The organism is Bacillus sp. TH25, from assembly GCF_016650935.1.
GTDB lineage: Bacteria > Bacillota > Bacilli > Bacillales > Bacillaceae_G > Bacillus_A > Bacillus_A mycoides.
In genome coordinates this window covers 1,286,698-1,301,731 of record NZ_JAEKEU010000009.1, presented here as the reverse complement: position 1 = coordinate 1,301,731, position 15,034 = coordinate 1,286,698, and the positions used below count along the sequence as shown (strand labels likewise).

The 15,034-nt window shown below is 33.8% G+C and carries 17 protein-coding genes and 2 pseudogenes; 8 read left to right on the top strand and 11 right to left on the bottom strand.

Annotated elements, in window-relative coordinates:
- Nucleotides 1-48 precede the first annotated feature (48 nt).
- Entirely contained in the window at nt 49-696 is a 648-nt protein-coding gene (locus tag JFT89_RS11030; RefSeq protein WP_002069780.1) for a lysozyme family protein, read from the bottom strand.
- Between the two features lie 471 nt (nt 697-1,167).
- Here JFT89_RS11030 and JFT89_RS11025 point away from each other — a divergent pair, with 471 nt between their 5' ends.
- On the top strand, nt 1,168-2,316 hold the full coding sequence (locus JFT89_RS11025) for an RNA-guided endonuclease InsQ/TnpB family protein (protein ID WP_201039970.1): 1,149 nt from the start codon (nt 1,168-1,170) through the stop codon (nt 2,314-2,316).
- 255 nt (nt 2,317-2,571) lie between these two features.
- Here the strand turns inward: JFT89_RS11025 and JFT89_RS11020 are convergent, their stop codons facing one another.
- From JFT89_RS11020 to JFT89_RS11010, 3 genes are all read right to left on the bottom strand, one after another.
- Nucleotides 2,572-2,928: a YxeA family protein gene (locus JFT89_RS11020; protein ID WP_016096730.1), complete on the bottom strand. Its 357-nt coding sequence runs from the start codon at nt 2,926-2,928 to the stop codon at nt 2,572-2,574.
- A 341-nt stretch (nt 2,929-3,269) separates the two neighbouring features.
- A complete protein-coding gene (locus JFT89_RS11015) occupies nt 3,270-3,845 on the bottom strand; it encodes a replication-relaxation family protein (RefSeq protein WP_201040025.1) in 576 nt (191 codons plus the stop codon).
- Nucleotides 3,846-3,867: 22 nt separating this feature from the next.
- Nucleotides 3,868-5,034 (bottom strand): FtsK/SpoIIIE domain-containing protein, encoded by a 1,167-nt coding sequence (locus tag JFT89_RS11010; RefSeq protein ID WP_016096732.1) that lies wholly within the window; start codon nt 5,032-5,034, stop codon nt 3,868-3,870.
- Between the two features lie 120 nt (nt 5,035-5,154).
- Between JFT89_RS11010 and JFT89_RS11005 the strand changes: the two are divergent.
- The 3 genes and pseudogenes from JFT89_RS11005 to JFT89_RS10995 form a co-directional block, all read left to right on the top strand.
- Nucleotides 5,155-5,625: pseudogene (locus JFT89_RS11005) on the top strand (DinB/UmuC family translesion DNA polymerase); the annotation flags it as partial.
- Complete coding sequence (locus JFT89_RS11000) at nt 5,622-5,963, top strand: YolD-like family protein (protein ID WP_201039969.1); 342 nt, start codon at nt 5,622-5,624, stop codon at nt 5,961-5,963. The pseudogene JFT89_RS11005 and the gene JFT89_RS11000, both read left to right, overlap by 4 nt.
- Nucleotides 5,964-6,447: 484 nt before the next feature.
- A pseudogene (locus tag JFT89_RS10995) lies at nt 6,448-7,144 on the top strand (IS6 family transposase).
- Nucleotides 7,145-7,361: 217 nt separating this feature from the next.
- On the opposite strand, the gene JFT89_RS10990 reads toward JFT89_RS10995, so the two are convergent.
- Complete coding sequence (locus tag JFT89_RS10990) at nt 7,362-8,543, bottom strand: MFS transporter (RefSeq protein ID WP_201039967.1); 1,182 nt, start codon at nt 8,541-8,543, stop codon at nt 7,362-7,364.
- Between the two features lie 100 nt (nt 8,544-8,643).
- Between JFT89_RS10990 and JFT89_RS10985 the strand changes: the two genes are divergently transcribed.
- Nucleotides 8,644-9,519, top strand: a complete 876-nt coding sequence (locus JFT89_RS10985; protein ID WP_201039966.1) for a LysR family transcriptional regulator — start codon at nt 8,644-8,646, stop codon at nt 9,517-9,519.
- A 290-nt stretch (nt 9,520-9,809) separates the two neighbouring features.
- On the opposite strand, the gene JFT89_RS10980 is transcribed toward JFT89_RS10985, so the two are convergent.
- The 5 genes from JFT89_RS10980 to JFT89_RS10960 form a co-directional block, all read right to left on the bottom strand.
- Complete coding sequence (locus tag JFT89_RS10980; RefSeq protein ID WP_242488385.1) at nt 9,810-9,998, bottom strand: hypothetical protein; 189 nt, start codon at nt 9,996-9,998, stop codon at nt 9,810-9,812.
- Nucleotides 9,999-10,077: 79 nt separating this feature from the next.
- Entirely contained in the window at nt 10,078-10,365 is a 288-nt protein-coding gene (locus JFT89_RS10975) for a hypothetical protein (RefSeq protein ID WP_201039965.1), read from the bottom strand.
- 95 nt (nt 10,366-10,460) lie between these two features.
- Entirely contained in the window at nt 10,461-10,730 is a 270-nt protein-coding gene (locus JFT89_RS10970; RefSeq protein ID WP_088610576.1) for a hypothetical protein, read from the bottom strand.
- 37 nt (nt 10,731-10,767) lie between these two features.
- The gene (locus JFT89_RS10965; protein WP_201039964.1) at nt 10,768-11,085 is read right to left on the bottom strand and encodes a transposase; all 318 of its coding nucleotides are present in this window, start codon (nt 11,083-11,085) and stop codon (nt 10,768-10,770) included.
- Between the two features lie 29 nt (nt 11,086-11,114).
- Nucleotides 11,115-11,564 carry a helix-turn-helix domain-containing protein gene (locus JFT89_RS10960; protein WP_201039963.1) on the bottom strand — a complete coding sequence of 150 codons (450 nt, stop codon included), beginning with the start codon at nt 11,562-11,564 and terminating at the stop codon, nt 11,115-11,117.
- Nucleotides 11,565-11,760: 196 nt separating this feature from the next.
- On the opposite strand from JFT89_RS10960, the gene JFT89_RS10955 reads away from it, so the two are divergent.
- The 3 genes from JFT89_RS10955 to JFT89_RS10945 all read left to right on the top strand — a co-directional run bounded on the left by JFT89_RS10955 (nt 11,761) and on the right by JFT89_RS10945 (nt 13,874).
- Complete coding sequence (locus JFT89_RS10955; RefSeq protein WP_201039962.1) at nt 11,761-12,855, top strand: Rap family tetratricopeptide repeat protein; 1,095 nt, start codon at nt 11,761-11,763, stop codon at nt 12,853-12,855.
- On the top strand, nt 12,852-12,992 hold the full coding sequence (locus JFT89_RS10950; RefSeq protein WP_016096738.1) for a hypothetical protein: 141 nt from the start codon (nt 12,852-12,854) through the stop codon (nt 12,990-12,992). Before JFT89_RS10955 ends, JFT89_RS10950 begins: the two co-directional genes overlap by 4 nt.
- A gap of 570 nt (nt 12,993-13,562) precedes the next feature.
- Nucleotides 13,563-13,874 (top strand): hypothetical protein, encoded by a 312-nt coding sequence (locus JFT89_RS10945; protein ID WP_201039961.1) that lies wholly within the window; start codon nt 13,563-13,565, stop codon nt 13,872-13,874.
- A gap of 256 nt (nt 13,875-14,130) precedes the next feature.
- Here the strand turns inward: JFT89_RS10945 and JFT89_RS10940 are convergent, their stop codons facing one another.
- Nucleotides 14,131-14,994, bottom strand: coding sequence for a hypothetical protein (locus JFT89_RS10940; protein ID WP_151304237.1), 864 nt, complete (start codon nt 14,992-14,994; stop codon nt 14,131-14,133).
- Nucleotides 14,995-15,034 lie beyond the last annotated feature (40 nt).

Sequence of the window (15,034 nt, the reverse complement as noted above, 5' to 3'; positions counted from 1 at the left end):
TATTTTATTGTTGATAACTGACGGTATCATTATATTTCATTCTGCAGCTTATTTAGAAGAGTTATATACATTTCGAAGAAGTTCTTCAATAAGTTTTGTTTTTTCATTCACCTTTGTGGCATATGTGAAATCACCATAACAATATGGATACCTAAAATTATTTTTATTTCCACCACAAGTGTACATCGCTGGATTTTGATCAACTTTCATCTTAGAAAACTTTTTAGCCGAATCTTCCGAGTGTTGTTTAACTTCTTGACTGGCGATAAAATCAATATACCCTGGTCCCATATTATAGCTTTGAATAATTGTCTCCATGCTAACATCTTTTTCCGTTCCATATTTGTACATTTGAGCAAAGTGTTTTACCCCTTGTTTAATGCTCAAGCTTGTCTCTTGAATTTCATTTAGCTTTAATCCCAGTGATTCAGAAGACTGCATAGGGTCGTTTCCCTCACCTCTACTCTCTTGGTACATAATTCCTAATAAAACTGCTGTTTTCTCTCCTAAATTATATTTTTCTAATTCTTTTTTCAAGGTGAGCTCATATTGCAAAACACGTTTTTCGGTCGCAAGCGCTTTATTTTGTTGAATATTGGTTTTATGATTAAGGTATAGTATTCCAAGCATTGTTCCTAAACCTAAAATACTAATAAAGAATAATATAATAATTCTTATTTTACTCGTATTCTTCATATATTCCTCCTCGTATAAGAAATTCTATTTTTCAAAGGTGATTGGTTATTTACAAAATATGTAATGGACATCTATCTCCCGCTCCTTTTTAGACTTAAACATTAATACTTTAAGGTTTAAAGTTTAATATAAAAATTTAAAGATAAGGTAAAGATAAGATAAAGGGCATTTTTTATGCTTACATTAAAAAGGTATTGGTACAATCGGATATGTGGGACAACTTGTTGATATGAATGGATTTAGTGATAATTCAGAGATTATCGTACAAGTTATTAATTTTGGAGGTATCATTTTAGAAAAAGATTTACCCTATCTTTTTAACGAACTTCAGCCAGAATTCTCCTTCCTCTAAGCGCAGCGTAGGTGGGAGATGAATGGCCCGACCTAACAAAAGTACTTCTGAGTGGTAAAGCATCGTAAAATTTGTTTATAATAGAGTTATTAGAACAAACATTCGGAGGTGACGACATAATGAAATTGAACTACAGGTTTGAAATCTATCCTACAATAGAACAACAACATACACTAGAGAGATGGATTTCCATTTGTCGTCAGCAATATAACTCCGCTTTGCTAGATAAACAACGATATTATAAACAAAACAAAAAAGACTTAACACGGTATAAATTACAAAATCAGCAAAAACTTGATAAAAAGATATATCATTTCTTAAAAGAGGTTCCTTCGCAACCTCTTCAGGAAGTGTTTGCGCGCTTGGAAAAAGCCTATAAAAAGTTCTTTAAAAAGGATGCTGGCTATCCAAAAATAAAAAGTTTTAAAGAATATCGTTCTATTACTCTTATTCAATTTGGTATGTTCAAATATAAAAAGAAGGATGGTTCGTTGGGGACAAGCCGTCGTATGTGTTCTCTCACAAAAGGCGGTAAACTTCTTATCTCGAAATTAGGGGTGATTGATATCAAATGGCATCGTAAATTAGATGGCCGCGTTAAACAAGTTGTCATAAAACACCAAGGAAACCGTTGGTTTGCGACTTTTTGTGTTGAAAAACACGTAAACCAAGATTCTATTTGTGATGCAAATAAAACAACTGGTATTGATGTAGGCATCAAAAAATTTGCGGTTCTATCTAATGGAGAAGAAGTTCAGAATCCTACGTTCTTACGCAAAGAAGAGCGTAAATTAAAACGTGCACAACGTAAACATTCAAAAATGAAAAAAGGTTCGAAGAACTGGTGCAAGCAAGTTGACAAATTACAACAAATTCATGCCAAGATAGCGAATCAGCGTAAGGATTTCTTGCACAAACTAAGCTTCCGATTAACCAACAGCTATGGTGTAATTTGTATAGAAGACCTAAAAATCAAAAATATGGTACGTAACCGTCACCTAGCAAAATCCATCCACGATGCAGGTTGGGGGATGTTCCGTACATTCCTCTCCTACAAGGCAAAACGAAATGGTGGATGTTTGGTACTGGTAAAACCGCACTACACGTCACAAAAATGTTCGAATTGCGGGGAAACAGTTAAGAAATCACTTTCTGTTCGTACGCACGTATGCAAACAATGTGGTACTGTACTGGATCGTGACCACAATGCAGCGATTAACATTGAAAAAGCCGGCTTAACGCAAATTGCGTATCAGCCAACATATTAAATGTACATAACATCTATATAACTGTAGGGCAAGGTCTTGTCCGAACAGTATAATCTACGCCTGTGGAGAGCGTGTAAGACCGAATCTCGTAAGAGATAGGCAATGCTTGTAGAATCAGGAAGCCCCCACTTCAAGCAGTGATAGCCGGTAAGTGGTGGGTAGTTCACTATACTTTATATAGAAAACTAAGAGATAAAATATAAGAAAAAACGGCGAACCCTCCACGTAGGAGAATCTACCATCACAAATAACTGATTATTTCACACCTAATTTTCCTTCCACTATCGTAGGAAGCTCGTCTTTCTGCACTTCTTCCCAAGCTGTTACACCTTTTTTATCTGAGTGATATACACGTAGGAATGCTTTTTTACGAAGATTCTTTTGCGCAGTAAATTCTAACTCCTTTTCTTTACCTTCCTTATCAAAACCCGATAATATATATTCATACTCCTTTCCCATCACTTCACCATCCATAGATTTTGAAACTCCCTCTTTTCCATCCATTGTAATTTGAACGTAATATTCATCTTTACCCATACGGTTGATATCACAACCAACTAATAAGCTTGCAAATATAACTAAAATACTAAAAAGTGCAATATGTCTTTTCATGTTGTTCACCTCTTTGATTTTCTATTATACTGTAATCTTATTCTGTTTTCGTTTGAAGAGAAATTCAAAAACATGACGTCCACATTACATTTTCGTAAGATAACAAAATTAACTACGTAAATACTTACAAATGAGATATTATCCCCCTAGACGCTATACAATGAAATATTTGCTTAACCATTGAAAATCATTTGAAGGATTACTTTCTTCTTCATGTTCTTTACTATTTCATGACTTGTTTCAAATTAACTCCCCTCATTTACCGCCTTCTAACAATCCGCATCACACACGGCTTAATACATTATCAAAAAGAAAAAAGCTCTGCACTATGCAGGCTTTCTTTATGATTTCACCGCTAAATTATTCATAAAACTTTCTATAGAATTCGCCTGAAATATACGAAAATGGGGAGATTGAACGTCGTAATGTTTGTCAGTAATTATAAGGATTGAAGGAAAGAATTTAGAACCTTTCGGTTGCCAGGATTCATTGTGCCATTCTTGGCTATGGAAGTATAACTCGTATCTGTTTATCTTATCTTTCATTATTTTTTTACTGTACACTGACTTTTGAACTTCAATAAAGAATGGTGATCTACGCCATATAGTAAAAGCATCCGGCTCCATATATTCTTTCCCATACTTTGGTTCAACTTTGAATAGTTTAGGGTTTTCATAATGAACGAGTTGTTTGTATACGTCCACAATACCAAGGAAATGAGGGGTTTTTTGACTTGTCTTTCTGATAGAACTCGGTTGCGGAAAATAAATGTATGGGTGCTGCCAAACATTCGCATCAACATAGCCATCTCTTCTTAATCGTTTCATAACCGTATTACAGCAAGTTACCGCATTCTTTAAGCCTTGAAAATGCAAGTCAATAATATCGTCACGGGACATGCATCTAAATCGCTTCAAATCATTCAAAATTCCTTTATCTCTACTCTTCATCATCTAACACCCCAAATAACGGAATTTCTTCTTGCGATGAATTCTGAAGTATTTTCTCCTCTTTAGACGTGCAATATGGTTTAACAATTTGTTTCGCCTTACTTAATTCCAAATAAGGAGCTTGCACTTTCTTTAATCCATTTCGTTTTAAAATCATTTGGCCAGATTGCTCTAAGTGCTCTGAACCAGGAGTACCCATGATATTACTATTAATTGCACTATCACATTTAAAGCCGATTCTAACGGTCATATTTAGTTTTAACTTACCATCTAAAACTTTCGCATCTGGCCGCTGCATACTAAGCATAAGAAAAACTCCAAGTGATCGACCGACTGCTGAAATCTTTTCAATTGTAGTCATACACTCTTTTTCATCTTTAAGCATAGCCACTTCATCGATAGCAAGTAGAATATATGGTTTTTGATGATCTGGATTTAATTTGTTGTAGGCATCAATATGATCAACCTCATATTCTTCCATAAGTTTTCTTCGTTCTCTAATTTCCTTCCACACCTTTTGAAGCATTATTTTCATTTCAATTTCTTCCATACAAACTTCTTTTACATGCTTCACTCTTCGCAAGAAATGAAATTCAGAGTTTTTTAAATCTCCAAGATACAAATGCAACGTATCAGGAGACATATATTGAATGAGTGTGGATAGTACAACACGTACCATACTACTTTTCCCGCTTCCCGTTTCCCCTGCAATTAATAAGTGCGGTGAATTGGAGTCAATCATATCGTACGCAATCATTTTTCCGAATTGGTCCCTGCCAACCACAACAGGTAAACGGTAACCTTTTAATAGTGGCTGCCACTCTTTATAATAATAATTGTACGATTTTAGCCCAGCATTTGAACGGAATACATGTAGGACAAATCTTTTCACATCACCTTCAATCGTAATATTCCGTCCTAATATTTGTTGAAAACAAAACCACTTCTTTTCAATCTTCTGTGGATCTAATCCGTTTGGTATGGTAAAAACATACCTCACGCTTTCTGCTGAAGAAGAAACATTATGTACCTTTGGATAAATAGGCACTTTTCCCCCGCGTGTTTGATGTTCCGTATATAAACCTGCTTTTCCGAACACCTCCATAAGCTGATTCCTTAACCTTTGCGTACGAAGCCACTCCTTTATAATCCCCATTACTCCCTTCCCTCCTTAAAACATGATTACGATACGAACAAATACATATCCAATCAAGCAAACTCCACCAATTCGCGTTCCGTGATAAATACCTTCACTTACAAATTTAGCTGCCGATATATAGTCATGCGTGATTACACAATAGAAGAATTTCCAATTATCCTTCTGGAACATATCGAAGAAGTTTGTTATCGGATGAGAAGACAAAACAAACTAGCTCAAACAATCCATTTTTCCATTGGTTACAGTAAAAATTACGCTGGTGGTTTCAGAAAAACTCACACTATGAACCGACCAACTAATTTAACAATGGATATCTATCATATTTGTACATATTTTTTACATAAGTTTTATACCGGGGAACCAATTAGATCTATCAATGTTTCTTTAACCAACTTAATCAATGAAGGTGAAGAACAAATATCTCTTTTTGACAATGTAATACAACGAGAAAAAGAAATGAAATTAACGAAGGTAATGGATGAAATACGCACTAAGTTTGGTAAGAACAGCATATTAAGAGGAATTTCTTATACAAATAGTGCTACAGCAAGATACAGAAACACATTGTTAGGAGGACACAAATCATGAACAACACTAATATGCCAAAGGGACGAGGAATGGTGAAATGGACGCCATTTGCTGCAATGACAGAACAATTTGACGGTATACGTGAGATTATTAAGGAAAAAAATAAAGTAGCACGTCCACTCTTAACTTCTGAAGAAAAAGAACTTATCGAGAACATGTTATTATGCTCATTACTATCTGAAGAAGAGGTGTTGATTACATATTACGAAGATGGCTATCTGCTTACTAACTACATGACCGTGACTGATATTGATCCATTGAATTGTTCTATACTATGTACAGATGCTTTTTATAACAGGATTACTCTTAAATTTATGGATGTTGTTGATGCAAAATAAAAGCATTCAATGCAAAGTATAAATACTAAATGTATGATTGCGCTCCCCCCTTGAAATAAATGAATTCGAAGCTAAGGATATGAAACTATATTTTAAAGATATAATAAATGAAACATAAGTCAAAAATATCTTATAACAAAAGTGACTCTTGTTTTGTTAGCTTGATAGTGATGTGGCGATACCCCATGCCCATCAACTTAAGAGAACAAATCCACCCCAACACGAAAAAATGAGCTTTTTTATTACCAATTAGCACAAAATCTCGTTCTGGGGGTAGTTGTATTTTCTTAGGTTGATAGCGATGTGGTGCTACCCATATCCATCAAGCTAAGATTTTAAACACTTAAGGAATTTGTAAGTATCAAGTAAGAAAAACGAGAGCTTTGTTTCTTAGGTTCTGGTGCAACAACTTCAAAATATCTAAAAAAAGTCTTTCAGACTTGGACATACTGATACTATTACTCTAAAAAAGGATGTGATTGGTATGGAAAAGCAAAATCTATTCAAGTGGAAACATTATCAACCGGATATTATTTTATTAACCGTGAGATGGTACCTACGGTACAACCTCAGTTTTCGTGATTTAGTCGAAATGATGGAAGAACGCGGGCTATCCCTGGCTCATACAACTATCATGCGATGGGTTCATCAATATGGCCCCGAATTAGATAAGCGAGTACGACGTCATCTTAAGTCAACCAATGATTCTTGGCGAGTCGATGAGACGTATATGAAAGTCAAAGGTCAATGGATGTACCTATATCGTGCTGTTGATTCAAAAGGATATACAATTGATTTTCATTTAAGCAAAACAAGAGATCATAGGGCTGCAAAGCGTTTTTTCAAGAAAGCTTTGCAGTCTTTTCATGTTTCAAAGCCCCGTGTGATTACAGTGGACAAAAACCCGGCCTATCCTATAGCGATTGAAGAGTTGAAGACAGAGAAAAAGATGCCTGTGGGCATCCAAATAAGGCAGGTAAAATACCTTAATAACATTGTAGAGCAAGATCATCGTTTTATTAAAAAGAGAGTTCGTTCAATGCTAGGATTGAAATCTTTTCGTACAGCTAAATCTATTCTTTCAGGAATAGAAGCGATGCATATCATTAAAAAAGGCCAACTTATTTTAAGGGACAAGTCAAGTGAAGTTTATTCATAAACTATTCGGAATGGCTGTATAAGAATAGATTCCATTAGGAATCTATATACCTCTTTCAAATAAATACAATCTTTGCACCAGAACCTTTAATTTTGTTCTTAAAGATGCAGCAATTACCAACCGATAAGATGTACTAACTTCGAGAAGAAAACCCGCTACATAAGCATCAAATCCACGGGAGAACATATCTATTGTAAGAATTAGAACTTTTCCACGTTACTTCTCCCCGTTTTTAAAAGTCAACTATTGATACAAATTTGTTCTTTCTCTTTATTTTGTTTTTTATCTATTGCAAACGAATAATAAGATAATGCCAATGCTATTATAACCATCACTCCACCAATCCAGCTTAGATTTAAAGTTGATGTGTATTTAATTACCATTCCTCCTATACCAGCTGCTATGGACATACCAATATTCATCACCGTTATATTGAAGCTCAACAAAATTTCTGAGGTCTGTGGTTTCAATGAAATCATATAAACATGCATTGCAGGTGTTGTTGTCCAAGTAGCTAACGCCCAAATTATAATGATAAGCAAAATAGCAATTGTGGAGTTTAAAAATGGCCTCATTAAAAATAAAGATATGGCATTAACGATTAAACTACAGGTAATGACTTTAACCGATCCCCAATTGTCTGCCATTACTCCACCAACTTGAGTACCTATAAAAGCAAAAATACCCAATGCAAATAATGATATACTAATCAACTCAATTGTAAAATTTGCCCCCTGACTCAAGATTGGCGAAATATATGCAAAGACCAAGGTATATCCCAATATCCAAAATACAGTTGTTAAAAGTCCTGCTATAACCTTCTTGTCTTTTATTACCAATAATTGTTTTTTCAGTGGAATTGAGTTTTCTGCTTCTAATTTGGGAACTAATCTGTTTAACAAGAGCAAATTTATAAGCGTTAATCCTCCAATAATGAGATAAATATAATGCCAGTCTATATACGCAGCAGTTAGAGTCCCAATAGGTACCCCAAATGCTAGTGATATAGTAAAACCTGTAGTAACTGTGGCCATCGCTTTACCTTTTTTGTCAGGAGATGCTAGGTGAGCAGCATAGTTTGTTGCGACAACTGTGAACAATCCGCCACTCATCGCCAATATAATCCGTGATAGCATCGCCAGAATAAAGTTGGAACTTAAAAATGCAATTAGATTTCCAATGAAAAAGATGAACAAAGAAATTGAAAGGACCTTTTTTCTATCCCATTTAGCTGTTAATAACACTAAAAAGAACGCTCCTAATGCATAGAAAATGGAATATATTGAAATTAATTGTCCTGCCGCTGATATTGAAACATCTAAATCTTTAGCAATAATTTCTAGAATACCAGAAACAACAAATTCTGCGGTTCCAGTTAAGAATGCCCCTAACGCTAAAAGATATATCATTAATTTATTCATAAATTCATCTCCCACTAATTTCTTTTTCTTTTCCTAGTTTAAAACACATGTTATCATGAGTAAAATTGATATTTTTAATATAGGAGATGAGTAAAAACTCATGACAATTGCGCGTTTCGAAGTTTTTTCTAAAGTTGTCGAGCTTAGCAGTTTTACGAAAGCAGCCAAAGCCCTGCACATAACACAGTCGGCTGTCAGCCATGCCATCGCTAGTCTTGAAAGTGAATGGGCAGTTAATCTTTTAATCAGAGAAAAAGGAAAAGATTTAGCTCTTACTGAAATTGGAACTAAAATTTTAATTCAGGTCCGTGAAATTTTAAACAGAATGGAACATATTAATCAAGAAATAGCCTTACAAGCGAATTTAGAAATAGGAACGATTCGCATTGGAAGTTTTACAAGTGCATCAGCATGTCTTTTACCGAAAATCATTTCAAAGTTTCATAGGAAATATCCCAAAATTGAATTGAAATTATTTGAAGGATCCTATGAAGAAATTATTGAATGGCTTAAAACGGGGGTAATTGATGTCGGATTTATAATTGAACATGATTTAGATTGTGAATTTGATACCGTTCCACTTATTGAAGATACAATAGCTGTAGCATTCCCGGATAACGGAAGATTCTTAGGGAAAGACTTTATTCAAATTGAGGATTTGAAAAACGAACCGTTGATTATGCCAAAAGGAATGTATCAATTATATATAGAAGAAATTTTTAAGAAAGCGAAGGTACAGCCTAATGTACGCTTTGAAGTTCAGGATTGTAATACAATTGCAAACATGGTTAATGAAGGTCTTGGGGTTACAGTTGGTTCAGAGCTATTTCTTAAAACTCAGCCAAATATCGACATAAAAAGGTTACAATTAGCAAGTTTAAGGAAAATAGCATTAGCTTGTATGTCAAAACAGGACACACCCCCGGCAGTTCAATCCTTTTTAAAAGTAGCAACCGAGGTTTATAGTCTTTCATAATTTTGCTCTAATTTATTATTGGAAATTCAAATTACTATAAGTGTTTTAATAGGAATCCATTTTGAATGATGACTTGGTTTGATCGAAATTTACGTCTTCCTTTCAAACCAAAATAAGTCCATTTCTAAAAAAGTATTTTAAAAAGTTCTCCAATTTTATATTTTAAAAAAGACATTTAATTTCTGCTATCTTACCTAATCTTATTATAAATTCAGCCCGTTTATTGAACAAGAAAAATCCTGCATTTCAAGCAGGATTTTTGATCAAACTTTTTTATAAACGGTACGACTTTATTTCAAATCAACATCACGGGATATCCAACATTCTTTAAACTCTAGGGTTCCTTGTGGCATAGAGAGAACATAACTAAACATCACTTCTTCTAGTTCTGGAAAACCAAGCCCCTTCTTCTCAAGACAGATGTATTCAAAATCTAAAAAGTTCGTAAAATGATAGATATGCTCTTTTTTAGGTTGCACTATAATTCCTCCATAACAATAAAGCTATTAATATTGATTTGAAATATAGTTTGATTAAAAGATGTTACTTATAATAACCTTATTCCGCATTAACAAGTTGACTTTCATCAAAGGGATTCATTTTCAATATGTATTTTTTATTACCCAATCTCAGATTCACCTTATAAGAGCTATTTAAATTAAACATGTATATCTCTGGTTCAAAGTCATGTTTAAATTTATAACGACGAGCCGCATTTTCAATGACTATATACACATACTCAGCAAAACTATCTGGCTCCATACAATTGTCCCATATTTCTTTCCACTTCGTTTTATCGACAACTACTTTATTTTTAAAATCAAGAGATAGAGTACTATATCCCATTAAACTTCCACTTCCTTCTAATATTTTATCTGATTATAAAAGACTAACTTATTAGTATTACTAATAAATTGATTCTTAAATTACAGCAAAACCATCTAGTAACGATATTTCAAATCTAAGTTGTCATAACTATCATAATACGTTCTACCGAAAGCATAATCTTTTTTCGATCCCTTTTTTATAATGTATCCTGTTTCTATAAATGGACTCCTCATATTCTGGCAATGAGCACTACGATGCCCGTCTCCTTGTCCATGAAGATGCCATGTCGCACAATATGGGCACCAAACTGCAAGATTCCCACTTTCATCTCTTTCATACGCTAATAATACAGGCAATGATCTTTCGCCTTTATTTAATCTCATATGTATCCTCCTAATAAAAATATTAAAATAGTATGTTTCATATTGTTCCTCCGCTATCATTTTTAAGATTTAATGAATTATGTTTGTTATACCACTTATTTATTTTCCCCTTGTAATACTTCTCCACTTCATATTCTGGAATCCAAATTTCATGCTCACGAATTTTAAGCATTACCTGGATTAAAACATCCTCGTGTTCCTTGGGTTTCAATCTACGGTTATGAACCTTAATCTTCTCTATATAAGCCTCTCTCAACCAATTTGAAATGGTTTTACGCTGTTTTTGCTTTAGGTGCGACCATTTCTTATTCGTTTGCAGTAATTGCCCTTTAGAGCTCCTGGTGTGATTCTTCATTGGCCTTCACTCCCCTATTGTATTTTTACTTATTTCTCATTTGAACCGAAGACGCAGCGCATTCCAAATCGAGTAACAGCATATGTCGTTCCAATTTTACGAATTGAACCTTTTGGAAAATCATTAATTCTTTTACGTAATGTTGATGCATCAATTCCCCATTCTTCTATTGCATCCGTACTACTTAGAATTTCATTATCCAACAGATTAAGGTCCCCCCATTCAACGTCTTCACTATCAAAACCATCCAGCTCTAACTGCTGTAAAATGTCTCTTTCATCCCCTTTTACAGCAAATAAATTATGATTTTCTCCCTGGTGTACTTCTTCTAATGTGCTTACATCTAGAAATTCATGGCCAGTTACCTCAATCGTACTATTCTCAGATACATAATAATAGATACCTTCTTTCACCTTAAATATAGCCTTATTCCATACTCCATCTTCACTAGTACCTTCAAAAATTCGGTCTACTTTCATTTCTAAACGCCCTCCTTTCACGCAAACGTGAATTGGTACAGGTTAAAGTACTAATGCAAATAAAATCGTTATAAATTAACTATTTTTTCTGAATTTTATTGATAAATATATCGAATTCACTCAAATACTGCTGCTAGTTTGCTATGATGGTAATAAATAGCATTAGGATAATTCTATAGGATGGGGGAATATATAAATGATTGTTTCAGTAAAGGGGAATGAGCAAGTTACCAAAATGTTAAATGACTGGTATATAGAGATTCGTGCCAGACACATAGGAGAGGCGCATACATTAAAACTTGAGATTGACCAAAAAATACATAGCATTGAAGAAGACCAAAACCTACTTTTATACTATGCTCTTTTAGATTTTCGTCATCAATATATGATTGATAGTTTAAGTATTGGAAAAGACAGTTTTGATAAGGTGGACTCATTCGAGGTACCTACAGATCAGTTTTTATCATACTACTACCATTTCTTTAAAGCTATTCATTCGAATATTACAGGTAACTTCACAAGTGCAAGGGAACATTATAACAAGGCCGAAGCACTATTAAATCATATTCCGGATGAAGTTGAACACGCTGAATTTTATTTCAAACTATCAACTTTTCATTACCATATCTACAAGCCTCTTGCAGCAATCAAAGAAGCTACCAAAGCAAAGAAAATATTCGAAAAGCATACAGGATATGAGACTACTATTGGGTTATGTGATAATTTAATTGGATTGGCTTGTACGCATTTAAAACAATTTGAGGAAGCTGAAGAGCACTTTATTACAGCGATTAATACATTTAAAAAATCTGGCGAAGAAAAATACATTACGTTTGTACGTCACAACTTAGGTTTAATGTATTCTGGCCAAAATTTATCGGAATTAGCAATACGCTATCTCTCTGAAGTAACACAAGAACTTCCTAAAGATTATAAAGCGATCTTTATCAAAGCTAGGGAGCATATGAAAATTGGTGAACACGAAGAAACTTCTAACCTTATAGATAGAGGATTGGAAATTTGTAGAGAGCTAAAGAATGAAGAGTACGAACATCACTTTCTAATTTTAGAAAAATTAAATCAAAAAGTAACTGCTGACGAATTAGAAAAAACGCTTGAAACAGGAATCTCGTATTTTAATAGAGAAGACTTACACGAATATGTACAAGTGTACGCTAAAAAATTAGCAGTTTTGTTCCATCAAGAAAATAATCGTTCAAAAGCAAGTGATTATTTTTATCTTAGTCATCAAGCAGAAGAACAAAACTTTGAGAAGGAGGCTTTAAAATGAAAAAAGTCATTTTTAGCTTAATTGGAATTACAGCTGTATTTACATTCATGTTTAATTCTGGAAATGTAACTGATACACAAAAAGCGCTTAGTGAAGAGAACATTGTACAGTATGCTCACGGTCACACTGGTGGTTGATAAATAAACAAAAGTCTTCACTTTTATTGTGAGGGCTTTTATTTTTCTATAAGGGTCTCCCTTGTGAAAATTAAAAGATATAAGAATATTAAAATCAAACTATATTATAAAAGTGCTATAGTTACACCATTCCTTTTGCACCCATAAGAAGGATTTAAAAAGATTAGAACATTTAAAGGGGTACGGAAACGATTCAGGGAATGAGGGGCCACTCTGGAAGTTTATTCCTCTAATTATTTCCGTACCCAGCCGGCCTAAAAAGTAAAACTAAGTTCATGTTTTTTTATAATTAGTAAAATAGACAGTTAAATATTCATATAAAAAACCCGTTGTATCAGTACATACACATGATACAACGGGTTTTTATGGGTTTAACATTTTCTTAGTTTTGTAAAACTCATTATGAATTTACAAATATTAAACACGTTTTAAAAGGTGTGCTTTTTGGAAGTATCAAACTACTTCTCCGATGCCTTATTATCTACTTGACTATAAAAAGGGATAAGCTTACATAAAACAGAAATAATATGGTGGTACGTAGTAATTATTAAATTAAAAGGGGAGATAAGGATGGATACTAATAAATCAAATGATTTTGATAAGGAATTAACGCCTTTGGATATTGATATGATTGATACGAAAAGTGCAAGCGAGAGTATTAAAGTTACAATAGAACCTTATCCAGATATGCAAGTTGGAGATACAATTCAAATTTTTTGGGATGGTCGTAGACACGACTATACGATAGATGAAGATGAAGTTAATAACGCAATTGGAATTGAAATTCCATTTGCTGATGCTAAAAAAATAAAGAATAGAGGTGTTTCCTTACATTATCGTGTTATTGATAGGGCGGGTAATCCTAGTGATCCAATAGAATAAAAAAACAAGGCAAGCTTCATGCTTGCCCTTTTCTATGAATTCATTATTTTTGTTCTACATATTGTTGGGCATGGTACTCAAGCTCTCCAAAGTAAGCTTCAAGTGAGTCTTTGACAGTCATAAGAGAATAAAAAAAATTCGTAAAAGTATACCTTTACGAACAAAACAAAAGAAGAATCCAACTTGGATTCTTCTTTTGTTTTGTTCGTTTAGCTGATTGGGCGGTACTCTACATTTATAATAAGAGTAATTAGCCTCAAGAAATGTTAATTGCGTTTTTATAGAAGTTTTCAGCTTCATCACGAATTGCTTTCCAATCTTCAAAGGCCAATTCAAGTTCTAAAGCAGCAATAAACTCCTCTAAATTTTCGATATCATCAATATTATCTGCTAGTTCTTTTAGATCATAAGATATAGCGCTCCATATTCTATGGACTTTTCGAATAACAGGTAACACGAACTCTTTATTCCGAATCAAACTCATGACTGGAGCTACTAAATAGACAACCGTGTTTTGTGCGACAACGAAATCATTTGAATTTTGCAGTGGTAACTGTGACATCAGATATGACCAAGTTTGTTCTGCTTCTTCGTATTTTTGAATCTCTGAATAAAATTCGGAAAGGGATGTTGCCAAAGACTGAGACTGTTGATAATATGTTTGTGCGTGATTAGATAGATCTTTACACATATTTATGAATTTAGATTTTGTATTGGGGGATAATTTACCAGTTAATGCTTCCGATATTACTTGATTAAGATCATTATAATATTTAATAGAGATTAAATCCGCAAAGGCTACAATATTTTGAGCAATGATAAGTATATCTTTATGTCCTCCATTGTCCCAGAACCTACATTTTTCTCTAACGTTTAACTTAGTTGCAATTGCCTCTTCAACTAATCTACGAAAAGTAGAAGTTGTTATGAGTCTATCCCAATTACTTTTGACTTTCCCATCAAGTACGAGATACATTCTTTCCTTGACTTGATCGATACTAGTTGGTGCTGAAATCCATCTGTTCAAATATTGAGCGAATGAACGCCATTCATCTATTGTTAGGAGAAAAGGGGAATGTTTCCCGCCTAATTCACGTGGAGAAAAGGCTAAATTGTTCATGTTAACACCCCTCTAAATTATTTTAAGTTGTAATTGCTTA